The following is a 23,422-nucleotide window of genomic DNA, read 5'->3' on the forward strand; positions in this document are numbered from 1 at the left end:
CGTACGAAACTGCTGGTATTACTGGGGGATGCAGGAAGAGACCGCAAGCTCCGCGATCGACACGTTCATCTCCGCGTTCAACGCCTCGGACGACAGCTATGTGACGGCCCTGCTCTCCCGGGCGCTGACCTCGGACGTGGTCTTCTGGGGGCCGTTGGGTCGCAGCGAAGGAATCGAGGCGGTCGAGCGGTTCGTGCTGGACATCCGACGCCACCCGGCGGGGACCGGCACGATGGTGCGGTGCTCCGCGGTGGACATGCCCGGCGAATGGGCCCGGTACCAGTGGGTCTTCACCACGCCCGACGGAGGCCCCCGCCTGGCGGGAACGGACGTCGTCCATCTGCGACGGAGCCTCATCGACCAGATCATCGTCTTCGCGGGGGAGATCGAGCCGTTCGCCCCCTGAGTCGTCGTTCTGTCGCTCGGCGTAGGACGCGCAACTCACGACGCGCGACTCACGACGCGCGACTCACGACTCACGACGCGCGACTCACGACGCGCGACGCGCCGCCCGGATCACATCCGGGCGGCGCGGGTGCCGCAGCGCGGGTGCCGCAAGGGCCTCGTGCCTCAGCGAGCGGCGTACACGTCCTGGACGTACCGGCCGGCGTCGATCAGGGACTGGAGCCACGCCTCGGCGTCGTCCTCCCGCGCGCCGGGCGTGCGGCCCAGGTAGAGGGCGCGGAACGCGGCCCGTACGCCGGGCGCCATGCGGGCGCCGTCGCCGCAGACGTAGACCCGGGCCCCGGCTCCGAGCAGGGACCAGACCTCCTCGCCCTCCGCCGCGATGCGGTCCTGGACGAAGCGTGCGCCCGCCACCGGCTGCTCACTGAAGGCCGGGCGCAGCGAGACCGCGCCGCCCTGCTCGGCGGCCTCCAGTTCCGCGCGGTGCAGGTAGTCGGCCTCGGGGGCGTCGCAGCCGAAGTAGAGGAGGGCCGGGGCCAGGTCGGCGGCGGCCAGGCCGCGGCGCTCGGCCACCGCACCGCGGAAGGGGGCCAGGCCCGTGCCCGCCGAGATCATGATCACGGGGGCGGCCCGGTGGTCGATCCGGAAGGCGTCCCGGCAGGGCTGCACCCGTGCGAGCACGGTGTCCCCGACGGCGGCCCGGGCCAGGTGGCCGGAGCCGGTGCCGCGGTAGGTGCCCCGCCCGGAGCGGGCCGGGGCGTCGAGCACCGACACCATCAGGTCGACGTGGGCGGGGCTGGATCCGGGCGCGGAGGAGATGGAGTAGTGCCGGGCCCGGATCGGCGGCAGCAGGTCCAGCAGCACCGGCCAGGTCAGGACCTCCCGGAGCGCGGGGTGGTCCTCGACCAGGTCCAGCAGGGTGCGCGGGTCGTCCTCGGCCAGGGCCCGCAGCGCGGCCTGCTCGGGCGGGCACGGGTTGAGCGCGGCCAGCGTCGCGCGCTGCTCGGCAGTCGGGCAGTCCTGCAACTCCACGTGCCGGGTGAGGAGTTCGCGTACCGTCAGCGGCCGGTCCACGGCGAGGCCGCCGCGCCGGTGGGCGACGATGTTGAGCACGGTGTCCGGGTCCGCGCCGAACAGCTTCGCCGCCCGCTCGACGAGTGCCGGGTCGTTGGCGGGCAGCACGGCGAGGTGGTCGGCGGTGCGGTAGGTGACGCCCTCGGGCAGGGCCAGCCGGACGAGCCGCTTGACGCGCGGGTAGTCCGGGGCGGTGAGGCTGTCGACGGCCGTGACGGTGAAGGCCGTCAGGTCGTGCCGCGCGGCGAGGGCGTGCAGCGGGCCGCCGGTCACCTCCGTCACCGTGTAGGCGGCCTCGGGCGCGGCGGCGGCCGGCGCGCCCGCGTCGCCGTAGCGCTCCAGCAGCAGGGTGCGCAGCGCCGTCGTGAACGCCCGGACCCCGCCCGCGAGGTCGCCCGAGGCGTCGGCCTCGCCGCGGGCGAGCAGCCGGGTGCCGCCGAGGGCGGCGAGCCGCTCGTCGATGAGGGTCGGGATGTGCTGGTACGTGGCGGCGTAGGTGCGGTCGCCGATGCCGAGCACCGCGTACTCGACGCCCCGGGCCAGGTCGCCGTCCTCCGCCTCCCGCAGGCGTCGGACGAAGAGCGCCGCGTCGTCGGTCGGCTGGCCGTTGTAGGAGGCGGCGGTGATCACCACCGGGCGGTCGAGCGGCAGCCCGTCCGCGTACGCGTCGAGCGGGGCGACGGCGGTCTCGCAGCCCAGGTCGGCCGCCGTCTCGGCGAGTTGCCGGGCGAAGTCGCGCGAGGCGCCGTAGTTGGAGCCGTGCAGGAACAGCACCCCGGTGCCCTGCCGCACCCGCCCGGGCAGGTCGGCGGCGGCGGTCCGGGCCGGCTCGGCGGCGGTCAGAGGGGCAAGGGCGGGGGTGCGCGGGGCGAGGGTGAGCGTGAACCCGTCCGGCTTGATGGTGAGCGTCTGCTTGAGCTTCAGCCGGTAGTCTGCGTGGTCGATCAGCCGGTAGCGGTGGACCAGCATGCCGAGCAGCATGGTCGCCTCGTGCAGGGCGAACTGCCGCCCGATGCAGGCGCGTTCGCCGGTGCCGAAGGGCTTGTAGGCGTGCGGGGAGCGGGCCGCCTCCACCTCGGGGTCGAACCGGGACGGGTCGAACAGCTCCGGGTTGTCGCCCCACACCGGGTCCCGGTGCAGCATCGGGGTGAAGACCATGACGGTCTGCCCGGGGCGCAGCGGGATCCGGCCGCCGAGCAGGGTCTCCGCGCGGGCCTCGCGGCTGAACGCGGGGGCCGTCGGCCACAGTCGCAGCGCCTCGTTGAGCACCTGGCGGGTGTGGCGCAGGAGGCCGACGTCCTCGAAGGACGGCTCGGGGTCGGCCCGGTCGCCCCAGAGGGCGTCCACCTCGCGCTGGACCTCGCGGAGGACGGCCGGGTTCTTGGTGAGGTAGTGGAGGGCGAAGGAGAGCGCGCCGGAGGTGGTCTCGTGGCCGGCGATCAGGAAGGTGATCACCTGGTTGCGGATGTTCTCGGCGTCGAGTCTGCCGCCGTCACCGGGGTGGACGGCGCCGAGCATCAGGCCGAGCAGGTCCTCGGCGGGGCCCTGCTGCGGGCCGGCGGCGCGGCCGGCGATGACCTCGTCGACGACGCGGGCCAGATAGTCGGCGTCCGCCCGGAACGCCGCGTCGCGCACGCTGTGGTCGAGGTCGGGCGAGCGGGAGAGCTTGGTCATCGCCCACTCCAGGCAGTTGACCATGGCCTCGATGAACGGGTGCGGCTCGTCCCGCTCGAAGGAGCCGAAGTCGAAGCCGAAACCGGCCAGGCCGATCGTGTCCAGCGTCATCCGGGTCATGTCGCCGGGCACGTCCACCGACGTCCCGGCGTCGCGGGCGCGGTCCCACGAGTCGATCAGGCGGCGGGCGACGCGGAGCATCACCGGGTGGTAGGTGCGCATCGAGCCGAGGGCGAAGGCGGGCATCAGGATGTCGTGCGCCCGGGCCCAGTTGGGCTCCTCGTTGTACGCGGTGAACAGGCCGTCGCCGGTGAACTGCCGGACGTTCTCCAGGCCGGGGCCGATCGACTTGGCGAACCGCTCCTCGTCGGCCAGTTCCTCGACGAGGTCCAGGCTGCTGATCATCAGGATGTCCCGGCCGTGGAGCCGCTGGACGAAGGCCGGGCCGTGCTGGCGGACCAGGTCCAGGGTCCGCAGGAGCGGGACGGAGGCGGGCGGCAACTCCGAGATGTCCACGACGGGGACGTCGGAGGAGGCCGGCGCGGAGGCCAGGGTCTCGGTCATGGGTGGGGTCGCCTTCCGTGGCAGGTTCCGTGGCAGGTGCGGGCAGGACGTCGACGGCTCTGAGAACCACTGTGCGCCCACGGGGTGTGCCGCCCAGGCCCCCTGACTACATGATGATGTAGTACGGAGAGCGATGAGCGGCTTGCGAACGAGCCGTCAGATGTGCCTGGAGGGGAACCGGCATGCAACTGATCGACTGCGGAACCGGCGCCGAGAGCTGGTACGACCGCGCCGTCATCTGGCGCAACCGCACGCTGCGCCTGCTCGACCACGTACCGGTGCCGATCGCGGTCTGTGAGTACGGCGGCCGCATCATCCTCGCCAACCGCGCGATGGCAGCCGAATTCGGCCTGATGACCGGGCAGTTGCAGCACCGGAAGATCCTCGACCTGTTCACCCTCCGCGACAGCGCCACCCTGCCCGTGCTCGCCGAAGCCGTCCGGCTCCACCGCCGCTCCCAGTACGACGCCCGGGTCTCCTGGACGGCCGCCGGCAACATCGAGCGCCACGGCGAGATGAACGTCGCCCTCGTCAGCGACACCCCCGAGGAACAGCCGAACCTCCTGCTCTCCCTCCGCACCCACCCCGAGCCCCAGGCCCCACCACCCGTGCCGCCGCCCGCACCCCGCGCCGAGGTGAGCCCCACCGAGGCCCGGATCCTGGCCGCCGCCGCCCGGGGTGCCACCACCGCCCGCATCGCCAAGGAGATCGGCCTGACCACGGACGGCGTCAACTACCACCTCACCCGCCTCAGCCGCCGCTGGCACGTCCCCAACCGCACCGCCCTGGTGGCCCGGGCCTACGCGTACGGCGTCCTCGCGGCGGACGCATGGCCGCCGGAGCCCGCCCACCGCACGTGACGGGGCCCTCTCGAGCGGGGAACGGGGAGTCCGTGTCGCAGAACCCCAGAGTTCTGGGGTACCGCACGGATCGGGAGAGTCGAAGACTGCCGGTATGGACACCATCGAACAGAACAAGAGCACGGTCACCGCGTTCATCGACGCGCTCTTCAGCAAGGGTGACCTGGGGGCCGTCGACGAGTACCTCGCCGAGGACTTCGTCAACCACGACCCGCCGTTCGGCGGCAGCGCCGATCGCGAGGGGATGCGCCGGGCCGGAGCGCTGTTCCGGGCCGCCTGCCCCGACTGGCACAGCGACCAGGACCTGGTCGTCGGGGAGGGCGACCTGGTGGTCGAGCACTTCACCGCGAGCGGTACGCACCGAGGCGAGCTGCTCGGCGTGGCCCCCAGCGGCCGACCGCTGACGCTGCCCGGGATCAACATCTTCCGGCTCCGCGACGGGCGGATCGTCGAGCGGTGGGGCCGCCTCGACGAGCTCGGGCTGCTCCGGCAGCTCGGCCTGGCTCAGGAGTAACGTCGGTCCCATGGCGGCATCGCCGGTGGAACGCCGCACGGCCGGACTCGTCGCCCGCTGCTACGCCGGGTCGGACCCGGCCCGGCTGCGGGCGGACGTGCTGCCGCGCCTGCGGCGGCTGGTCCCCACCGCCGCCGTGTTCTTCGCCACCGTCGACCCCGCCTCCCTGCTGTTCACCTCCGCCGCGACGGAGGACCCGCTGGCCGGTGAGACCGCCCGCTTCCTGGAGAACGAGTTCGGCCGGGCCGACGTCAACAAGTTCGCCGACCTGGCGCGGTCCGCCGATCCGGTGGCCACCCTCGACCGGGCGACCCGGGGCGACCGCGCGGCCAGTCCCCGCTACCGGGAGATCATGGCGCCGCTCGGACTCGGCGACGAACTCCGGATGGCGCTGCGCCTCGGCGGCTGCTGCTGGGGCGTCCTGTGCCTGCACCGGGAGCACGCGGACGCCGGGTTCGCCGACGAGGACCTCGCCGTGCTGCGGGCCGTCGCCCCGCACCTCGCCGAGGGGATCCGGCGCTCGGTCGCCCTCGGCCTGGCCGGTTCCACCACGGCCCCGCCGCGCGCCGCCGCCCTCGGTCCGGGTGTGCGACCGCTTCGGCGAGTGGTGGAGCGTGCACGCCACCCGGCTCACCGGGCCGCCCGGGGCCCAGACCGCGGTGACCGTCGAACCCGCCCCGCCCCAGCAGCGCTCCACGCTCCTGCTCAGCGCGTACGGGCTGAGCCTGGCGCAGAACAGGGTCGCCACCCTGGTCCTGCGCGGCTGCTCGACCCGCGAGATCTCGGCCGAGCTGTGCATCTCGGCGAACACCGTGCAGGAGCACCTCACGGCCGTCTTCGACCGGCTCGGCGTCCGCAGCCGCCGGGAGCTGGTCGCGCTCGCGCTGGCGGGCGCCAGGGGCAAACGGCCGGCCTGACCCCGGACCCGGCCGCCGGGCCTGGGCCGTGCCTTCCGGCTCACGCCGGGCGGCCGCCGCCGGGGCACGCACCTCGCCGGCTTCTCGTCGGTCACCAATGTCCCCCAGCCTGGCGGCTGGGAGGTGCCCCCACCGCAGTGGTCGTTGGCCGCGCGGGTCGGCGGCCTGGCGGGAAGCGTGGAAGGGTTGACGCGGGAAAGTGTGAGTGGTTTATTACTCATATGGCGACGACGGGACGGGTGCTCAGCACCGCGGAGGAACGCAGGGAAGTGGTGCTCAGTACCGCGGTCAGCAGCTTCGCGGCCCGTGGCTACTACGGCACCAACACCACCGAGGTGGCGAAGAGGGCGGGCATCTCGCAGGCGTATGTCTACCGCCTGTTCCCCAACAAGGAGGCGTTGTTCGTCGCGGTCGTCGAGCACTGTTTCGACCTCGTGCGGGACAGCTTCGCCAGGGGGGCGGCCAAGGCGCGCGGCAGCGAGCCGCACGAGGTGCTGATGGCGATGGGCGACGAGTACGCCCGGCTCATCGCCGACCAGGACCTGCTGCTGGTCCAGGTGCATGCCCAGGCGGCCGCGGCGTCCGAGCCCGCGGTGCGCGAGGTGGTGCGGCGTAGCTACGCCAGGACCGTCGAGTACGTGCGCAGCGTTTCCGGCGCGGACGCCGACGCGGTCCAGCACTTCATGGCCAGGGGGGCGTTGTGTCACCTGGTGGTGGCGATCGGCGCCACCGAGGTCGACGCGCCATGGGCGAACACGCTCTCGGCGGGCCTGCGCCACTACTGAGTTCCGCCACCAACCGAGTTTTCGCTGCGAGAACGGCCGCGTCACGCGGCCTTTCTTTTGACCCAAATGTGAGTGGTTAACCACTCAATTTTTGGAGGAGAAGTCATGACCCAGGAACTGCACGTCGTCCTCGGCACCGGACCCGTCGGCCTGACCCTCGCCGAGCGGCTCGTCGCCCAGGGCCACCGGGTGCGCACGGTGAACCGGTCCGGCGGTGGGGAGCAGATCGCCGGTTCGGTGCGGGTCGCCGCCGACGTGACCGACCGGGCCAAGCTCGCCGAGATCGTCGAGGGCGCCGAGGTCGTCTACAACTGCACGCACGTGCCGTACCGGCTGCAGCCGCAGGTGCTGCCCGTGATCCAGGACGCGCTGCTCGACGTGGTCGGCCGCAGCGGCGCGAAGCTGGTCACCGTCGAGACGCTCAACCAGTACGGCCCGACCGGCGGGGTGCCGATGACCGAGCGGACGCCGCTCGCCGCGCCTGGCCCCAAGGGCAGGACGCGCGCCGCGATCACCGAGCGGTACCTGGCCGCGCACGAGCGCGGGGACGTCCGCGTCGCCCTCGGCATGGCGGCCGACTTCTTCGGCCCGCGCGTTCTGCTGTCCTCGCTGGGCGCGGCGGTGTTCCCGGCCGCGCTGGCCGGCGCGACCAGGCTCGGGCTGGGCGACATCGACCTGCCGAGGAGCTACACCTACGTGCCTGACCTCGCCGCCGGGCTCGCCGTGCTCGGCTCCGACGAGCGCGCGCTCGGCAGGCTGTGGCACCTGCCCGTCGACGGCCCGTACACGACCCGGCAGATTCACGGCATCATCGGCGACCTCACCGGCGAGCCGACGCAGATCACGGTGCAGCGCGAGGCGGAGCCGTTCGGCCCGTACGACGAGGAGTTCATGGCCGAGTACCGCGAACTCTTCTACTGGCACACCGAGCCGTTCGTCATGGACGACTCGCTCTACACCAGCACTTTCGGTGTCCGCGCCACCCCGATGCGCGAAGCGCTCGCCAAGACCGTCGACTGGTTCGCCCACTCCGTCCAGGAAGGACAGTGACCGTGCAGACCCTCTACACCACCGAAGTGACCTCCAGCGGCGACGGCCGCAACGGCAGGGTCCGCTCCAGCGACGGCCTGCTGGACACCGCACTTGCGCTCCCCAAGGAAGCCGGCGGCTCCGGCGCGGCGACCAACCCCGAGCAGTTGTTCGGCGCGGGCTACTCGGCCTGCTTCCACAGCGCGCTCCGGCTGGTCGCCCGGGAACGCAAGGTCACACTGTCCGGCGACACGGTCGTCGCGCGGGTGGGTCTCGCCCGGGACGAGGCCGGGTTCCTGCTCGACGTCGACCTGTCCGTGGTGCTGCCCGGGCTGTCGCAGGCGGACGCCGAGTCGCTGGCCAGGGACGCCCACGGGCGCTGCCCGTACTCGCGGGCGATCCGCGGAAACGTCGACGTCACGCTGCGCGTCGCCGTCTGACCGGAAGGCCCCGGCATCCGCGAGCGCAACGCTCGTCAGCGCCCCGCGAGGCAGAGCGCCCCGGGTTCAGGCCGATCCCCGAACCGTGCTGCTCTCCGCACCGTCAGCGCCGGGCCAGGCGGCGTTCGCCGCCGGCGCCGGTCGCGTAGGCCAGCTGGTAGTGGGCGAAGACCGCCGGTTCGTCCTCGGCAGGCAGCACGTCGTCGGTGCCGATGGACGGGGCGTCCTTGACCAGGCTCCTGGGGAAGGCGACCTTCAGGTACCCGGGCCCGGCGACCGCGCCCTCCAGGGGGACGAACACCAGTCGGCGCCGGGCGAGTACACCGACGGTGACCGTCCCGAAGGAGGGTTCGTCGGTGGCGGTGTCCACGTAGACGGACTCCAGCGTGCCGATCTTCTTCCCGTCCTCGTCGACGACGTCGTGCTCCCGCCACTCCCGCAGGTCGGCGATCTCGATCATCCGTGCCTCCGCTTGGCTCGGAGTCCATCCTGCACCGTTCGCCGCCACCCCGCACCTGGCCCCGGTACCCGGCACGGTGCCGCCGGCGTGCGAGAGGCTGCCCGCCGTCCTCGGCCGTCGGGTGGGTGGCTTCGTTCACGAGTTCGAGCAGCAGATGTGAAGCACTTCGGACAGCACCGCCGGGAGTGACGGATTCCAACACGGGCGGATCGCGCCCGCCGGTCGTAAGGAGGTGATCCTGCCGGGAGGGTCAGTGGCGGAGCGGCCCGGGGCCGGCGTGGCGCGTCAAAGTCCCGACCAGCAGGTTCACCTTTACGGGCCGTCCGCGCTGCGGTGCACTCCTGGCAGCGATGACGATGGTCGTGCGTGCGTTCCCGTCGCGGCGTGGGGGATGATCGGAAGGAAACGTCGGCCATGGCTCTCGACCCTGACATCGCGGCACTCCTGCACCGGTTCGGCGTGGACGGTCCGCCACCCACCACCCCGCCCACCGTCGCCGAGATGCGTGTCGGCAACCGGCAACTGTCCCTCGCGGTGGCTCCCAGCCCGCCGCTCACGGTCGGGTCGGTCGGTGACGACACGCTGGAGGGTGTGCCGGTGCGGGTGTACCGACCCGAGGCGGGCGGCACTTCCCCGGCTGTCGTGTTCTGCCACGGCGGCGGGTTCATCGTCGGGGACCTGGACACCCACGACAATGTCTGCCGGCGGATGTGCCGGGACCTCGACGCGGTCGTCGTCAGCGTCGGCTACCGGCTCGCCCCCGAACACCCCTTCCCCGCCGGCTACGAGGACTGCCTCGCCGTCGCCCGGCATGTCGCCCGCGACAGCGGGAAGTTCGGCGGCGGCGTGCTCGCCCTCGCCGGGGACAGCGCCGGGGCCAACCTCGCCGCCTCCGTGGCCCTCGCGCTGCGGGACGGGGGCACACCGGTCGCGGCCCAGCTCCTGGCCTATCCCGCCACCGACCTCCTCAGCCCGCGCGAGTACCCGTCCGCGACCGAGAACGCCACCGGCTACCTCCTGACCACCGCCGAATGCGAGAACAACGTCCGGCTCTACCTCGGCGACAACCCCGGCGCGGCGGCGACGTTCCCCGCCTCCCCCCTGCGGGCCGACGACCACCGCGGCCTCGCCCCGGTGGTCGTCGGCGTCGGCGAGCACGACCCGCTGCGCGACCAAGGGCTGGCCTACGCCGACCTCCTGGCTGCCGCCGGAGTCCCGGTCCGGAAGCACATGTATCCCGGCCTGGTTCACGGGTTCCTCAACTTCGACACCGTCGTGCCCTCGGTCAATGCGGCGGTCACCGAGATGTACGCGGACTTCAAAGCCCTCCTCCAGGCCGCCTGATCCGCCAGGGCGGGCGGGGCCCGCGGGGGTTCGGCCCCTCCGCCGGCGAACTCCGGCATCGCATCCCCTGCACCATGCACCGACAGTCCGCGGCCCGACGGGGTGCCAGCGCACGTCCAGGTGCTTGTCCGGTTCGGCGTTGACCAGCTCGCCCGTGAACTCGCTGGTGGCGAACACGAACAGCAGGAATCCGCCGAGCCCGTCCCAGCCCTGCCTGGCCTGGATGGTGTGCACCAGGCGCAGATCACGGGGCCGGGCGATGAGCCCGGATTCCTCGCGCAGCTCCCGGACGGCGGCGTCGGGGAGCTCCCCACCCGGCTCGGCCTTCCCACCGGGGATCGTCCAGGCGGGGCCGGGGCTCCAACTGCGCTGGGCGTAGTGGACGGTGGCGATGCGGTCGGTGGCCGGGTCGTGGACGATGACGCCGACCGACAGCCTGCTCGTCTCGTGCATCAGGGGGCTCCAGGGGGAAGTGGGACACGGCGGTCGGGCGAGACCGTCTAGGAGCTGTCCGGCCGATCATGCTGCTCGTTAGGGTTCCGGTGTGTCGAAGACCAGCGTGAGCAACGAGACCGAGACCATGCTCTGCCTGTGGGTGGAGCCCTGGGGAACTGATCACTGGATGCGCCCCGGTGAGGAGTTCACTGTGGTGACGGAACTGGAACCCGAGGAGTCACCGTTCAACGTCGTTGTCCATGCCCAGGGCATCACGGTGTGGGTGAACTCGGCCAACGACGCTGAGGTCGTCGACAAGAACGGCAGCATCGTGCCGTGCGGGCACCAGCGCCCCGCCGATCTGGGATGGTGACCAGGCTCGGTGCTCGTCAGGACCGCAGCCAGATGACGAGCGCGGCCGCAGTGACCGTGCCGAGGAACACGTAGCCACGCTTGTCATAGCGAGTCGCGACGGCGCGGGGGTTCTTCAGCTTGTTGATGGCTCTCTCGACGGTGTTGCGCTTTTTGTACCGCTCCGCGTTGAAGCCCGGTGGCCGTCCGCCTCGCGATCCTTTGCGCAGGCGGGCGGCCTGGCTGTCGGCCTTCTCCGGGATCGTGTGTCGGATGCCGCGGCGCCGCAGGTACTGACGGCACGGGCCGTTGCTGTATGCCTTATCGGCCGCCACGCTGCCGGGCTTCTTGCGGGGCCTGCCCAGCCCGAGCCGGGGGACCCGGATCTTCTCCAGTACCGGCACGAACTGGGTGCAGTCGGCCCGCTGCCCCGGTGTGACGATCAGGGACAGCGGGCGGCAGAGGCCGTCCGCGCTCAGGTGGATTTTGCTGGTGAAGCCGCCGCGCGAGCGGCCCAGTCCCTCGCCTCCTGCACCACGTCCGCCAGCCGGCCGACGAGGCGCTGCCACGGGGTTTCGTCCTGGTGTTCCAGTTCCTCGCCCCCCTTTGGGGTGGCGGGAGCCGGCGGTGGGTTGGTGCGGGCGCCGGCCGCGTGCTGGTGCGCGCGGACGATGGTGGAGTCCACCGAGATGTCCCAGTCGACCTCGCCCGCCGCGTCGGCCGCGGCCTGGACTCGCTGCAGCAATCGTTCCCAGGTGCCGTCCGCCGACCACAACCGATGGCGTTCATAAACGGTCTTCCATGGCCCGAACCGCTCCGGTAGATCACGCCAGTGCACCCCGGTCCGTACCCGATGCAGAATCCCGTCGATCACCTGCCGATGATCACGCCATCGCCCGCACCGACCGTTGCTCACCGGCAGGAACGGCCGCAGCGGCTCCCATTCCGCATCCGACAGATCGCCGCGTTCTCCCCGCCTCATGTACGGGACAACGATCCGACCAGTCGACAGTCACATGATCGGCCGGACAGCTCCTAGTCCAGGACGACCGTCACACCGCGCTCGTCGAGGATCTCCAGGACTCGGTCGAAGTAGGAGCTGCTCGCGCCGCACTCGACGGCCTGGTCGGCGAAGGCACGACGGGCGATGTCGGAATCGTGCCAGACCAAAGTGAACGGGGGAATGACCGCTGGCCCGCCGCCGAGGCGGTCCCGGAGCCAGAAGAGGTCTCCGCCCAGTTCCCGGCCGGGGCCGAGGACGGCCTCGCCGATGGCCAGGTGAAGGCCCGGTACGTCGGTGGCGAAGCGGCCGTCGAGGTGGTACTCGCCACCGGAACGGCCGATGCCGGGGCCGTACGGGCCACTGGTCGTCAGCCGCAGCCACGCGTAACGGCCCCGGGTGGTGAGCGGTGCCCAGAGGTTGGGCCGGCTCGGTTCGCCGTCGTACCAGGTCTCGTGAATCGCGCGGGCCTCCAGGGGCGGGCGGTCGTCGCGACGGTCCGCGAGCGTGAGGTCCAGCAGGGAGCTGCCCACGACGGAGGGCCGCACGTCGGCGATGTCGACGTCGACGCCGCGGTGGTACATGACCCGACCTTTGCGGTCCAACGTCACCAGCCACACGCACTCCCAAGGCCGGGGGTGCGGGTCCTTCAGCCGCTCCAGCAGCACGTCGGTGGGCTCGCATCCGATCAGGTGGATCGGCTCCGGCCGCGGGGGGCGCTGCGGGTACAGCCCCCGCGCTTCGAGGCATGTGCCGAGCGGTTCGTCGCCCCATCGATGCGCCGACCGGATTTTGAAGCGGTAGGAAGTCGGGGCCTCTGGCACGGCCAGGGCCCTGTACATGGTGTTCGCGACACCGGCGCCCAGGACCAGGTCGATCCGCTCTGGGTCACCGGGCGTGGGGCTGTGGGTGATGACGGAAACGTCGACGAGGTCGACGTCCGTCGGCGATGTCCTGTCGTCCGCGTCGAGGACGTCCACGACCAGGTCACCGAGCAGCCGGTCCTCCGCAGCGGGTCGGGTGGCGAGTGCGACGAGCCGGCTGTCACGGGGGCAGCCGCGCAGAGTGACGACCTCCCGGGGCGGCGGTACCGGCGCCACGTACAGCCCCTCGACGTCGACGCAGCGCGCGAGGAGCGCGACGCGTTCGGTGTCCTCCAGGCTGGAATTGTCCTCGACGAGCAGGTAGCGCAGCGGGAGGTCCCGCTTCCAGCCGAGGAACTCCGTGACCCGCATCCGACCTCCGGTACTTGAACCTTCCGAACCGGGCCACCCTACGGCTCATCGGAAAGATGATCACCCGGGTTTTTCGCCGGTGCGACGGGCAGGCAGAACACGTCTGCACGACCCGAATCAGCTTCCGACCCTCATCCGTATCCATCCGACGATGGTCGCGCAGCGGCAGATCTCTGGCAATCAACTTCAGGCCGCCGCAGGCTCCTCAAGTAGCAGCCAGATGAACGCCATCAATGATCGGCCGGACAGCTCCTAGTTGTCGTGCGCGGGAAGTTGCGAGAGTTCGGTGTCGCGCATGATGCGCTCGACCGTGTCGTGGAGGGTGCTGTCGCTGCCGATGACGGTCTCGATGCCGCCCGGTAGGACGTCGAGTTCGCGGTACCAGGTGCGCAGTTCCCGCTCGGTGACGGCAGCCGGCAGTCCGGGGTCGGCCTTCGAGGCGTGCCGGACCAGCGTCTCCTCGAACGGGACGGCGAGGTAGTAGCGGCGGGTGACGCCGAGGTGATCGTCCACCAGGTGTTCGAGCATCGCGCCGTAGTGCTCGGCGTACAGGATGCCTTCGACGACGACGTGGTAGCCGTGGTCGAGGGAGTAGCGGGCCACGGTGTCGATCAGGCCGATGTTGGTCGCGCCGGGCCGGTCCCGCTCGCGCAGCACGGTACGGCGCAGGTTGTCCTGCGCGACGACGGCCAGGCCCCGGCCGAACCGGTCCCGGATGCCCGCGGCCACCGACGACTTGCCCGATGCCGAGTTGCCGCGGACGACCACGAGCCGGGTCTGCGAGCTGCCCGTGGGTGCCCCGGCGGCGGGCCGGTTCGCGGTGTTCATGCGGGCCCTCCGCTGGCGGACGGGCGGTGCCCGAGCAGCGGCAGATAGTGGTGCAGGTAGGGCGGGACCTTGAGGGCGAGGACTTCGTCGAGGGGGACCATGCGTACGGCCTGGCCCTCGTCGCCGAGGCGAAGGTCGCTGTCGGGGCCGTCCCAGTGGGCGCGCAGGACGCGGGTGAACGGGGAGACCTGGTCGTGCTGGGGGCCGGGTACCGGCCGTACCCGGGTGATCTCGATGCCCGCTTCCTCGCGGACCTCGCGGGCGGCGGTCTCCTCGGGCGTCTCGTCGGACTCGCGCCAGCCGCCGATCGGGGTCCAATGGCCGGGCCAGGCGATGCCGGGCTTGTCGTCGCGGTGGTGCATGAGCAGGCGTCCGGCCGGGTCGGTGACCAGGACCAGGATGCCCTCGAAGTCGTCGGCGGGCTGCGGGCGTTCGAGGTAGAGCGGGTGGCCGCAGCGGTGGGCGCGCAGGATCTGCAGGAGTCGTCGGTAGCGGTCCGGGTCCATGTGGGCGCGCCAGTTGTGGGCCGTCTCGAAGCGCCACTCGGTGTGCTCGGCGGGGTCGAGGCGGATGCGGGCCTGCTGGTCGGGGGTGAGGGTGCCGCCGTCGAAGACATAGCTGCAGACGGGGACGGGGTAGTGCTCGGTTCCGGCCTGCTGGTGGAGGACGGCGACGAGGCGGCGGCGGGCGATGACCTCGGGGTTCTCGGCGGCGAGGTCGAGGCCGATCTCCTCCTCCGCCTCGCGCAGGGCGGTGGTGAAGGGGGTCTCGCCGTGCTCGACGTTGCCGCCGGGGAAGTTCCACACGTCCGGGTTGATGGCGGAGCGCATCCCGAGGACGCGGCCCTGTGGGTCGGTGACGAGGAAGCTGCCGTAGACGCTGGGGCGGGCGATGGTGGTGAGGTAGCCGCCGACCGGCCGCCACCCGGGGATGGCGAGGCGGCCGGTGAGCCACTCGATCACCGATCGCTGCCCGTCGCTGGTCGGCGGCAGCCGGCCGGGGTCGGCCCACTGGGGGGCGTCGTGGTCGGGGGAGAGGGCGAGCGGGGTGCCGTCCGGTACCTCGGTGGTGAAGACGAACTGCCGTACCTGCCGCCCGTTCTGGTCGGTGAAGTCCAGGTGCCGCACGTAGTCGAGCACCCCGGTGAGCCCGGTCTCCTCGGCCAACTCCCGGGCCGCGCCGGCCGGTACGGGCTCACCGTCCTCCAGGGAGCCGCCGGGGTACTCCCACAGGCCGGGCAGCACGTCGTGCGGGGCCCGGCGGATCATCAGCACCTGCCCGGAGGCGTCGCGGACCACCACACCGACGGCGATGCGCTCGATGCCCTCGTCGGCGGCCAGCCTGATCAGCACACGGAAGTCGATCACCGGAGGTGCTCCTTGTTCGCCGGGGCCGTGCGGGACGGCCGGTTCGGGCATGGCGAGGCTGCGATCACACGGGTGATCGGCCGTCGTATGCGGGTGCTCGGGCAGGTGCTTCACCGTAAGCGCCCCGGCCGGGCCGCGTCGGCGTGTCGGCCCGGAAGCCACACGATCCGGTGAACGTCCCCAACTCGGCGAACCAGCAGGGGGATTGAGGGCGAACCGGGGAGTGTGTCACAGGGGGCTGACAATCGCGCCGCACCCGGCGGAGCGGGCGTTCGCGGATCGGCGACCTGGCTCTGCCCGTGGCCGCTTCCGGGCCCTGGCGGAACCGGCCATCCACAGGGGAGCTCGAACGCGAGATCCGCGCAGCCGTGGTGGATGGCTGCGCGGATCTGCTTCGTGCCTGTAGCGGTTCAGCCCGCGTAGATGGACTTCGAGAAGACACCGCCGTACAGGTGGTTGTCGATGTAGATGGTGCCCTGGCCCTGAACCCAGGTGGAACCGTTCAGCGCGACGGTGACGGTCGGACCGAACCACTCATGGCTCCAGCCCGCACCGGTCACCAGACCGCCGTTGTATGCGTCCTGGATCACGCCGTTGACGTTCAGCACGCCGCTCACGAAGACGCCGTGGTACCCGTTGCTGGTCACGCGAACGGACGGAGTCACCTGGTTCCCGTTCACGTAGACGCACGCCTGGGCGCCCAGCCTGTCGACCACCCCTGACGACGGTCAAGCCCCCGATATCGGCCGCACGCCCCGCATTTCGGCCACCCGCTGGCGGCGACAAACGTCCGGCCTGCGCATTTCACCTGCCCCTGAGGCCGGACCGCGAGGGGAGGACGCGAATCCCTTCGACGCAAACCGCTACGCGCCGCGCACACCGGCAGGCCCTGACCTGGACCGTCCCACGGTCACCCGACCCCGGAACAGGCTGCGCCTCCTCCACTGGCGGCACCGTCGCGGCACCTCCGACCTGCGGGCCATATCCGGATTCATCCAGAATGCGGAGCCCGCCGGGATTATGCGGCGGAATTTGAGGCGCCACACCGCATGAATTCATTACCGGGCGATTCCGACGAATCTCGGCCAATGTCCCTGGAATGCGACATGATGGCACGGCTACGGGCATGCGCAGAGATCGCCGACAGGCCGGTGTCCGCCCTGGGGTCGAAGCTCAGGGCGCGGCCACCGCTCGGGACCGCGTCGGGCACCATCGGGCAGCGATCACGCACCAGCTCCCCGTCCCGTGAGCGAGCACCTAGATGCGCGACTTCCGCACCGAGTGCACCGCCGCCCCGGCCAGCGCCAACGTCGACCGCATCAGTGACAGCCGCTCGTGTCGGCGGTACAGCGCCCAGTTGTGCTCCACCAACGACAGTTTGTTGGACGACAGCGACCCCGCCCGGCCGGCCCTGTAGACCGCCAGCGGCTCCTGCAGGCCCCGGGCGGCGTGACCGTCCCTCATGATCGCCAGCCACAGGGCGTAGTCCTGGCGCTTGGGCATGTCCGGCATCAGCCGCAGGCCCAGCTTCGCCCGGTCGTACATCGCGGTCAGGGCACCGATGTGGTCCTGCACCAGCATGTCCCGGTACGTGACCCGTGGCCGGGCCACGACCACCCGCCCGTTCGGGGTGAAGGCGGCCGCCTCGCCCGTGTGGTCGCCGTCGACCTTGTAGTAGGAGGTGAACGTCAGCGGGGCGTCCCCGGCCTCGGCGAAGGCGAGTTGCCGCTCCAGCTTCTCCGGGAGCCACATGTCGTCGCTGTCCAGGAACGCCACGTACTCCCCGCGCGCCCGTGCCATGGCGAGGTTGCGGGCCCTGGCCGCGCCGCCCTGCTCGGCCGCCGCCTGCGGGCGCACGCGCTCGTCCTGGCGGGCCAGATCCTGCAGCAGGTCCATGGAGCCGTCCGTGGACGCGTCGTCGGTGATCAGCAGTTCCACGTCGGGGTGGGTCTGCGCGAGCACGGAGCGCACCGACGCGCCGAGGGTGGCCGCCGAGTTGTGGACCGGCATCACCACGGAAACCAGGGGCACAGCGGTACGCTCCCTTATCCAGATCGGAGTAGTCATGAACTCGTCGTACGCGCCGCCGGGGTGGGCCACCGCGTCACCGGCTACGACGTGGACCTGCACCGTATCAAGCAGCGGAGATCGGTGGTCCGGCTATCCCTTGACGTTTCGCCGGGCCGAACCCGTCAGGAACACCACCGCGAGCATCGCCGCGGACAGCGCCGCGATCAGCAGCGGAGCGGGACCGGCCGGCTTGCCGTTCGCCCGGACCGCGCCCATGAAGTCCAGGGCCGCGACGTGGTTGACGAGGACGTACCAGATGGGCAGGTAGACCGCCTGGAAGACCCGGTGGGTGCGGCTGACCACGCCCAGGGACATGGCGAGCGAGGGGATGAACAGCACGCCCCCGAACCAGCAGGCCACGCCCGCACCGTCACCGGCGGCCAGCATCCGCAGCAGCGGGGAGATGCCCGTCACCGCGGTGAGCACCAGCCCGGACGCCCACTCGGCCAGCAGCCTGCGTCGGGCCGTCGGATAGGCGCCGAGCAGGACCTCCAGGTCGTTCTCGACCTGCTGGCTGCCCAGTCGCGACCAGATCAGCACCGGCCAGAGCCATACGCAGGGCAGCAGCAGTCCGGTCACGGTGCCGATCGGCAGGGCGAAGCCGGCCACGGTGAGCGCGTCGGCGACCGCCCACCACCAGGGGGAGATCCCCTGCAGCAGGATCCGGACCTCGCCGACCAGCAGCCGGCCGAAGGCCCCGGCCCGGGTCGGCTCGGTCCGCGGCAGCGCGCCCGGGGCGGTGGACCAGGTGGACCAGGTGGACCAGGTGGAGCCGGGAGCAGGCGCCGGCGCATCGGTGCCGAACGGCTCGGCCGCCGTGGCGGTGGATGAGTCCTTTGCCGCCGACGACTTGGCCGGGGGTAGGGAACCGGCAGCGCGGGCCGGGTCGAAGCGGGGGAACCAGAGCGCCGGGAGCAGCGCCATCGCGAAGGCCAGCAGGACCAGCACCACCCGGGCGAGGACGAACCCTGCGGACAGGTCGAAGCCGTCCCAGAGGAAGGTGCCCAGCGGCTTGCTCACCTTGGTGAGGCCGAGGCTGAATCCGTCCTCGCCGGACTGCAGGTGCTGATTGCCCATCGCCGTGTTCATCGACTGCGCGACGTGGTGCACACCGAGGCCGCCGAAGGGCGCGGAGCCCGACTGGCCGCCGATCGAGATCACCACGGCCAGCACGAACCAGACCACGTTCCCGAAGCCGGCCCGTAGCAGCGGCACCGTCTCGAACAGGATCGCGGCCGCGGCGGTCAGCGCCATCACCGGCAGCGAGAGGAGCAGGAACGGCTCGGCCAGGGCGACCGGGTCGACCGAGCGGTTCTCCCCGCGGGCCAGCTGCATCAGCAGTGCGGTGACCGCCAGCACGCCGATCATCGAGGCGAGCACCAGCAGGTTGCTCAGGAACTTGGCGGTCAGGTAGCCGGAGGTGCGCAGCGGGGTGGCGGCGAGGATCTGGCCGACCCGGCCGGTCTCGTCCCGCGCGATGCCGCCGCGCACCACGTAGAAGCCGCCGAAGGTGAGCCAGAGCGCCCCTGCCAGGGCGGTGACCGCGCCGACGTAGGCGCTGTTGTAGATGCCCCGGTTGCCGCCGACGTCCATGATCACCCATGTGCTGTCCACGTCGGGGACGGCCAGGTAGCCGAGCCCGATCGCGGCCAGCAGGGTCACCGCGTACGCCGGTCGACGCATCCGGTCGCGGAAGTCGCCGACCGCCAGCCCGGCGAGCGTGCGCACTGTCACCGTCCCACCGCCTGTTGCGAGGCGGGAGTCCGCGCGGCGGACCGGTGGACGATGCCCAGGTAGGCGTCCTCGAGGTCGGGCGGGACCCGGGCGGCGTCCCGGGTCGGCGGGGCGGGGGCGAGCAGCCGCAGCCGTACCCCGTTCGCGGTCCGCATCGTGCGGCTGACCACGTGCCGGGCCTGGACGGCCGGGACCTCGGCGGGGGCGACCATGACCTCCCAGACCTGCCCGTCGACCTCGCGGAGCAGGTCGTCGGGGGCTCCGCGGCGCAGCAGCCGCCCCTGGGCGACCACGGCGATGTCGGAGGCGACCGACTCGACGTCCGAGACGATGTGGGTGGAGAGCATCACGACCCGGTCGGCCGCGAGGTCGCTGAGCAGGTTGCGGAAGCGCACCCGCTCCTCCGGGTCCAGACCGGCCGTCGGCTCGTCGACCACGATCACCTTGGGGTCGGCCAGCAGGGCCTGGGCGATGCCGACCCGGCGGAGCATGCCGCCGGAGTACGTGCCGAGCGGGCGCTTGACCGCCTCGGTCAGGTTGACCAACTGGAGCAGCTCGTCGATCCGGGCCTTGGCGGAGCGTGCGGACAGGCCCTTGGCGGCCGCCAGGTAGGAGAGGAACTCCCGCGAGGTCAGGTTCGGGTAGGCCCCGAAGTCCTGTGGCAGGTAGCCGAGTTCGCGACGAAGGCGGTCCGGGTCGGCGAGCACGTCGGTGCCCTGGTAGCGGACCTGGCCGCTGGTGGGCCTGGTGACCGTGGACATGATCCTCATGAGCGAGGACTTGCCGGCGCCGTTGGGCCCCAGCAGGCCCAGCAGGCCCGGGTTCAGGTGCATCGTCATGCCGTCGACGGCGCGCTTGCCACCCTTGCCGCCCTTGCCGCCCTTGTACACCTTGGTGATGTCGATCAGTTCGAGCATTGTCGTCTTCTTCCCCCTCTTCCCCGTCGGGCCGGTCGGCCTCAGCCCTTCAGATCCGTCGCTTTGCCGTCGCGCGTCACGGCGACTCCGCGCGGCACCTCCACCCGGAACTTGGCGTCGCAGTTGGCCAGTCCGTTGCACCCCGCGCGGAGCTCGAGCGTGCCGTCCTCCAGTTGCCAGAGTTCCTTGGTGGTGCCGACCTTGGGGCCGACGTCGAACCAGCGGGTGACCTTGACGTCCTTGCGGTCGGCCGGGACGAGGTCGGTGGGGATGCCGTGCGACTTGACGTTCAGGCTCTTGCCACTGAACTCGAAGGTCCTGTCCTCGGGCGTGGCGTCCCCGGCCTTGGCGCAGGCGGTGAGCGGGACCAGAGCGGCGAGGGCGAGGGCGAGCAGGGCGGGTGCGGCTTTCTTGCGCGAGAGCACCGGTTCCTCCGGGAAGTTGGGATCGGGAATGCTTGAAAGATTCGCCGATCCACGCCCAGCTGCCATCTGCCGTTCGGCAGATATTGCGGCCCGAGTTCGGGCCTGACCCGTTGACTCGCTGGCTAGGTCAGGTCCAGTCCTTCCGGTCCGTCAGGTCGGGACGCAGCGGCAGCACGCCCCGGACGCGCCAGCCCCCGGCGTGCGGGCCGGCGGTCAGGTCGCCGCCGAGGGCGGTGATCCGCTCGGTCAGGCCGGCCAGGCCGGTGCCGCCGCCACCGGGGCGGCGGGCCGCGAGGCCGCCGGAGCCGTCCTGGCGTCCGCTGTCGGTGACGGTCACTCGAAGGGCGGGGCCGGGGGTACGGACCACCTCCACCTCCAGCCGGTCGGTGCCCGGGGCGTGCCGCCGGACGTTGGTCAGTGCCTCCAGGACGACCCGGTACGCCGCGTCCTCGATCTCGCGTGGCGCCGTACCGGCCAGGCCCGGCTCCAGGTCGAGGGCGCCGCCGATGACGCCCGAGGCCAGGAAGCGGTCGACCAGCTCCGGCAGGTCGGCGAGGCCGCGGACCTTGGTCGGCGGCGGTTCGGCGGCGGCCGACGTCTCCGGGTCGCGCAGGGTCCGCAGGGTGTGGTCCATCGAGTCCAGCGCCCGCAGGCCGGCCGCCTCCAGCCTGCCCAGCAGTTCCCTGACCTGCTCCTCGTCGTACGCGTCGACCTGGGCCGCCTGCACCTCCAGCAGGATGCCGGTCACCTCGTGGGCGACGAAGTCGTGGAGGTCCCTCGCCACTTCGAGCCGCTGTTCTCGGCGGGCCCGCCGGACCGCGCGGGCCCGGCGGTCGTCGTTCGCCCGCAGGTAGAGCCCGACGCCCACGGCGCCGGCCGCCGGGAACATCGCCATCGCGACGGCGACCACGGAAGGCGCGAGCACCGCCTGCGGCAGCCGGAGGGTGAAGCGTAGGGGGAGCGCCAGCAGCGTCAGGGTCAGCGCCGAGCCGACCACCGCCGCGCGGCGGACGTCCGCCCGCCGGATCACCCGCCCGACCAGCACCAGCACGGAAGCGAACTCGAACGGGAGCCACGGCAGCACGAACCCCTGCCGACCGGCGTAGCCGATGTCGACCGCGATCGAGAACGCCGCGACCAGGCCGGCCGCCAGGACCGGGGAGGCCGGGCCCAGCGGCCGGCGCAGCATCGCGACCGTCATCGCCAGGACGGCGACCAGGGCCACGATCCACACACTCGGTGGGGCGATCGCCGCCGGAGCCGCGACCAGGATCGCCGCCGTCGCGCACACCGTGCGGCGGCGACGCGAGTCAGGCATCAGTTCGGTCTGCACGGGGCCGAGCCTACGCACGGCGCAGAACCGGTACGCCCCCGGGCAGATGACCGTCGATCAGGCATCTGCCGTTCGGTAGATCCTCGGACGTGTCCGCACGGCACGACGGCCGGTCGGCACCCCCGCCACGGGCCGAAGGAGTCCCTCACTCGGCCAATCGACCGGTCGCATATCCCATCTCGAAGGCGCGCACGGCGATTCCGACCCGGTTCCTGACGCCCAACTTGCGCTGAATGCTGGCCACATGGGTCTTCACCGTGCCCGCCGAGATGAACAGCTCCCCGGCGATATCGGCGTTGGTCATCCCCTCGGCCACCTTTCCGGCGATCTCCGTCTCCCGGTCGGTGAGCGGATCGACCAAGGTCGGGCCACCCGGCCGGGCACCGGTGACGTGTTTGAGCAACCGGACCGTGATGGACGGACTGATCAGACTGTCGCCCGCCACCGCGGCCCGGACCGCCTCGACCAGCAGCGCCGGACCCGAGCGCTTGAGCAGGAATCCGGAGGCGCCGTGGCGCAGCGCCGGGTACACGTACTCGTCGAGATCGAAGGTGGTGACGACGACGACCTTGATCGGGTTCGCCGCCGACGGGCCGGCGATCAGGCGGACCACCTCCAGACCGTCCATGCGCGGCATCCGGATGTCCACCAGCGCCACATCGGGCCGGAGCCGGCGCGCCGCTTCCACGGCGGCGACGCCGTCCGCAGCTTCGCCGACGACCTCCATGTCCGGCTGGTGCTCGAGGATCCGCCGCATGCCGCGACGGACCATCTCCTGGTCGTCCGCGAGCAGTAGCCGAATGGTCACAGCCGGGAATTCTGTCATACCGGCCGACCGGGGTTATCCGGTCCCGGCGTGTGCCGGACCAGGTCGAGCAGCGCCTCGTCACGGAGCTCGACCCGGCCCGGCGCAGAAGCCGCTGCAGTGCGCCGCGGTGTCGCGATGCCCTGGTCCCCGCTCAGCTCCTGGGAGCACTCAGGACGCAGAACTCGTTGCCCTCCGGGTCGAGGAGTGTCACCCAGTGCTGCCCGTCCTGCACGGTGTCGACGCGCCGGGCACCGAGGGAGAGCAGCCGGGCGACCTCGGCCTCCTGGTCGTCGGGGCGGAAGTCGGGGTGGAGCCGGTTCTTCGACGTCTTGCCCTCGGGGACGGTCACGAAGAGCAGGCCCGGCATCCGGTCCGGCTCAGGCCGGATCTCGATGATCTCCTCGGTTTCGTCCACCACAACCCAGCCGAGAGCCTCGGCCCACCAATGCCCGAGAGCGATCGGGTCGGCGGAGTCGACCATGATTTGTTCCCATTCCAGTGCCATGGGCCTGAGCATAGGCAGACCGGCGGCCCTCCCCGCAAAGCCGCCACCGGCAGAGACGGCGCTGACGACGTGCCTCTGTTGCCCCCGTCCGCGCCGGGGCCCGCCAGTGACGCCGTGCTCGCACAGGCTCTCGCCGATCCGTTCCCCGGCCGGGTCCGGGCCGGGCTGGTCCCGCTGCGGGCCGGACCGGAAGAAGCCGTCCGTGATGGCGTTCAACAACATGAAGGTCCCCTCGGACGGGGTGGTGGGATGGGTGGCGTCACCTTCTCCATCCCTGCACCATCCGTAAAATGACAAGCGGTCACATCGTGAGCAAGGCCGAGGAGGGCCAGCAGGAGCGGACCGGCT

General features: G+C 71.8%; 22 protein-coding genes and 3 pseudogenes. 10 read left to right on the forward strand and 15 right to left on the reverse strand.

Features of this window, described 5'->3' with window-relative positions:
- The first annotated feature begins 28 nt into the window (after nucleotides 1-28).
- Nucleotides 29-406, forward strand: a complete 378-nt coding sequence (locus IH61_RS0103435) for a nuclear transport factor 2 family protein (protein ID WP_031064639.1) — start codon at nucleotides 29-31, stop codon at nucleotides 404-406.
- 164 nt (nucleotides 407-570) lie between these two features.
- Here IH61_RS0103435 and IH61_RS0103440 read toward each other — a convergent pair whose 3' ends face one another.
- Nucleotides 571-3,717 carry a cytochrome P450 gene (locus IH61_RS0103440; protein ID WP_031064642.1) on the reverse strand — a complete coding sequence of 1,049 codons (3,147 nt, stop codon included), beginning with the start codon at nucleotides 3,715-3,717 and terminating at the stop codon, nucleotides 571-573.
- 182 nt (nucleotides 3,718-3,899) lie between these two features.
- On the opposite strand from IH61_RS0103440, the gene IH61_RS0103445 reads away from it, so the two are divergent.
- The 7 genes and pseudogenes from IH61_RS0103445 (at nucleotide 3,900) to IH61_RS0103470 (ending at nucleotide 8,262) form a co-directional block, all read left to right on the forward strand.
- Nucleotides 3,900-4,577 carry a LuxR C-terminal-related transcriptional regulator gene (locus tag IH61_RS0103445; protein ID WP_051836176.1) on the forward strand — a complete coding sequence of 226 codons (678 nt, stop codon included), beginning with the start codon at nucleotides 3,900-3,902 and terminating at the stop codon, nucleotides 4,575-4,577.
- A gap of 94 nt (nucleotides 4,578-4,671) precedes the next feature.
- Entirely contained in the window at nucleotides 4,672-5,091 is a 420-nt protein-coding gene (locus IH61_RS0103450) for an ester cyclase (RefSeq protein WP_031064648.1), read from the forward strand.
- 10 nt (nucleotides 5,092-5,101) lie between these two features.
- Nucleotides 5,102-5,536: pseudogene (locus IH61_RS50140) on the forward strand (LuxR family transcriptional regulator); the annotation flags it as partial.
- A gap of 139 nt (nucleotides 5,537-5,675) precedes the next feature.
- Nucleotides 5,676-6,008 (forward strand): helix-turn-helix domain-containing protein, encoded by a 333-nt coding sequence (locus IH61_RS48095; RefSeq protein WP_051836178.1) that lies wholly within the window; start codon nucleotides 5,676-5,678, stop codon nucleotides 6,006-6,008.
- A gap of 269 nt (nucleotides 6,009-6,277) precedes the next feature.
- Nucleotides 6,278-6,793: a TetR/AcrR family transcriptional regulator gene (locus IH61_RS48100; protein ID WP_234327001.1), complete on the forward strand. Its 516-nt coding sequence runs from the start codon at nucleotides 6,278-6,280 to the stop codon at nucleotides 6,791-6,793.
- Nucleotides 6,794-6,898: 105 nt separating this feature from the next.
- Entirely contained in the window at nucleotides 6,899-7,843 is a 945-nt protein-coding gene (locus IH61_RS0103465) for an NAD-dependent epimerase/dehydratase family protein (protein WP_031064651.1), read from the forward strand.
- A gap of 2 nt (nucleotides 7,844-7,845) precedes the next feature.
- On the forward strand, nucleotides 7,846-8,262 hold the full coding sequence (locus IH61_RS0103470; RefSeq protein ID WP_031064654.1) for an organic hydroperoxide resistance protein: 417 nt from the start codon (nucleotides 7,846-7,848) through the stop codon (nucleotides 8,260-8,262).
- Nucleotides 8,263-8,365: 103 nt separating this feature from the next.
- Here the strand turns inward: IH61_RS0103470 and IH61_RS0103475 are convergent, their stop codons facing one another.
- Complete coding sequence (locus IH61_RS0103475) at nucleotides 8,366-8,722, reverse strand: PRC-barrel domain-containing protein (RefSeq protein WP_031064657.1); 357 nt, start codon at nucleotides 8,720-8,722, stop codon at nucleotides 8,366-8,368.
- A gap of 414 nt (nucleotides 8,723-9,136) precedes the next feature.
- Here IH61_RS0103475 and IH61_RS0103480 point away from each other — a divergent pair, with 414 nt between their 5' ends.
- Nucleotides 9,137-10,066, forward strand: coding sequence for an alpha/beta hydrolase (locus IH61_RS0103480; RefSeq protein ID WP_037971489.1), 930 nt, complete (start codon nucleotides 9,137-9,139; stop codon nucleotides 10,064-10,066).
- A 108-nt stretch (nucleotides 10,067-10,174) separates the two neighbouring features.
- Here IH61_RS0103480 and IH61_RS44125 read toward each other — a convergent pair.
- Nucleotides 10,175-10,519, reverse strand: a pseudogene (locus IH61_RS44125) (NUDIX domain-containing protein); the annotation flags it as partial.
- Between the two features lie 91 nt (nucleotides 10,520-10,610).
- Here IH61_RS44125 and IH61_RS0103485 point away from each other — a divergent pair.
- Nucleotides 10,611-10,874 (forward strand): hypothetical protein, encoded by a 264-nt coding sequence (locus tag IH61_RS0103485; protein ID WP_031064663.1) that lies wholly within the window; start codon nucleotides 10,611-10,613, stop codon nucleotides 10,872-10,874.
- 16 nt (nucleotides 10,875-10,890) lie between these two features.
- Here the strand turns inward: IH61_RS0103485 and IH61_RS44130 are convergent.
- From IH61_RS44130 to IH61_RS0103560, 12 genes and pseudogenes are all read right to left on the reverse strand, one after another.
- Nucleotides 10,891-11,834: pseudogene (locus IH61_RS44130) on the reverse strand (IS5 family transposase).
- A 53-nt stretch (nucleotides 11,835-11,887) separates the two neighbouring features.
- Nucleotides 11,888-13,087, reverse strand: coding sequence for a hypothetical protein (locus IH61_RS0103500; RefSeq protein WP_051836179.1), 1,200 nt, complete (start codon nucleotides 13,085-13,087; stop codon nucleotides 11,888-11,890).
- 252 nt (nucleotides 13,088-13,339) lie between these two features.
- Nucleotides 13,340-13,915, reverse strand: a complete 576-nt coding sequence (locus IH61_RS0103505) for a kinase (RefSeq protein WP_031064676.1) — start codon at nucleotides 13,913-13,915, stop codon at nucleotides 13,340-13,342.
- Entirely contained in the window at nucleotides 13,912-15,282 is a 1,371-nt protein-coding gene (locus IH61_RS44135; protein ID WP_051836180.1) for an NUDIX hydrolase, read from the reverse strand. Before IH61_RS44135 ends, IH61_RS0103505 begins: the two co-directional genes overlap by 4 nt.
- A 410-nt stretch (nucleotides 15,283-15,692) precedes the next feature.
- Complete coding sequence (locus tag IH61_RS0103525) at nucleotides 15,693-15,929, reverse strand: hypothetical protein (protein WP_158844611.1); 237 nt, start codon at nucleotides 15,927-15,929, stop codon at nucleotides 15,693-15,695.
- Nucleotides 15,930-16,539: 610 nt separating this feature from the next.
- Entirely contained in the window at nucleotides 16,540-17,313 is a 774-nt protein-coding gene (locus IH61_RS0103530; protein ID WP_031064682.1) for a glycosyltransferase family 2 protein, read from the reverse strand.
- A gap of 129 nt (nucleotides 17,314-17,442) precedes the next feature.
- Complete coding sequence (locus tag IH61_RS0103535) at nucleotides 17,443-19,035, reverse strand: hypothetical protein (protein WP_234327010.1); 1,593 nt, start codon at nucleotides 19,033-19,035, stop codon at nucleotides 17,443-17,445.
- Between the two features lie 47 nt (nucleotides 19,036-19,082).
- Nucleotides 19,083-20,003 carry an ATP-binding cassette domain-containing protein gene (locus tag IH61_RS0103540; protein WP_031064686.1) on the reverse strand — a complete coding sequence of 307 codons (921 nt, stop codon included), beginning with the start codon at nucleotides 20,001-20,003 and terminating at the stop codon, nucleotides 19,083-19,085.
- 41 nt (nucleotides 20,004-20,044) lie between these two features.
- Nucleotides 20,045-20,428, reverse strand: a complete 384-nt coding sequence (locus IH61_RS0103545; RefSeq protein WP_031064688.1) for a hypothetical protein — start codon at nucleotides 20,426-20,428, stop codon at nucleotides 20,045-20,047.
- Nucleotides 20,429-20,555: 127 nt separating this feature from the next.
- The gene (locus IH61_RS0103550; RefSeq protein ID WP_234327003.1) at nucleotides 20,556-21,761 is read right to left on the reverse strand and encodes a sensor histidine kinase; all 1,206 of its coding nucleotides are present in this window, start codon (nucleotides 21,759-21,761) and stop codon (nucleotides 20,556-20,558) included.
- Nucleotides 21,762-21,906: 145 nt separating this feature from the next.
- Nucleotides 21,907-22,569: a response regulator gene (locus tag IH61_RS0103555; RefSeq protein WP_031064692.1), complete on the reverse strand. Its 663-nt coding sequence runs from the start codon at nucleotides 22,567-22,569 to the stop codon at nucleotides 21,907-21,909.
- Nucleotides 22,570-22,720: 151 nt separating this feature from the next.
- Complete coding sequence (locus tag IH61_RS0103560; protein ID WP_199823260.1) at nucleotides 22,721-23,074, reverse strand: VOC family protein; 354 nt, start codon at nucleotides 23,072-23,074, stop codon at nucleotides 22,721-22,723.
- Between the last annotated feature and the right edge of the window lie 348 nt (nucleotides 23,075-23,422).

Source organism: Streptomyces sp. NRRL WC-3742 (assembly GCF_000720635.1).
Taxonomy (GTDB): domain Bacteria; phylum Actinomycetota; class Actinomycetes; order Streptomycetales; family Streptomycetaceae; genus Kitasatospora.

Excerpts from the sequence above, each read along its gene's own strand:
- IH61_RS0103435 (WP_031064639.1), top strand. The coding sequence starts at position 29 with ATGCAGGAAGAGACCGCAAGCTCCGCGATCGACACGTTCATCTCCGCG.
- IH61_RS0103440 (WP_031064642.1), bottom strand. The coding sequence starts at position 3,717 with ATGACCGAGACCCTGGCCTCCGCGCCGGCCTCCTCCGACGTCCCCGTC.
- IH61_RS0103445 (WP_051836176.1), top strand. The coding sequence starts at position 3,900 with ATGCAACTGATCGACTGCGGAACCGGCGCCGAGAGCTGGTACGACCGC.
- IH61_RS0103450 (WP_031064648.1), top strand. The coding sequence starts at position 4,672 with ATGGACACCATCGAACAGAACAAGAGCACGGTCACCGCGTTCATCGAC.
- IH61_RS0103465 (WP_031064651.1), top strand. The coding sequence starts at position 6,899 with ATGACCCAGGAACTGCACGTCGTCCTCGGCACCGGACCCGTCGGCCTG.
- IH61_RS0103475 (WP_031064657.1), bottom strand. The coding sequence starts at position 8,722 with ATGATCGAGATCGCCGACCTGCGGGAGTGGCGGGAGCACGACGTCGTC.
- IH61_RS0103480 (WP_037971489.1), top strand. The coding sequence starts at position 9,137 with ATGGCTCTCGACCCTGACATCGCGGCACTCCTGCACCGGTTCGGCGTG.
- IH61_RS0103500 (WP_051836179.1), bottom strand. The coding sequence starts at position 13,087 with ATGCGGGTCACGGAGTTCCTCGGCTGGAAGCGGGACCTCCCGCTGCGC.
- IH61_RS0103505 (WP_031064676.1), bottom strand. The coding sequence starts at position 13,915 with ATGAACACCGCGAACCGGCCCGCCGCCGGGGCACCCACGGGCAGCTCG.
- IH61_RS0103535 (WP_234327010.1), bottom strand. The coding sequence starts at position 19,035 with ATGCGTCGACCGGCGTACGCGGTGACCCTGCTGGCCGCGATCGGGCTC.
- IH61_RS0103540 (WP_031064686.1), bottom strand. The coding sequence starts at position 20,003 with ATGCTCGAACTGATCGACATCACCAAGGTGTACAAGGGCGGCAAGGGC.
- IH61_RS0103560 (WP_199823260.1), bottom strand. The coding sequence starts at position 23,074 with ATGGCACTGGAATGGGAACAAATCATGGTCGACTCCGCCGACCCGATC.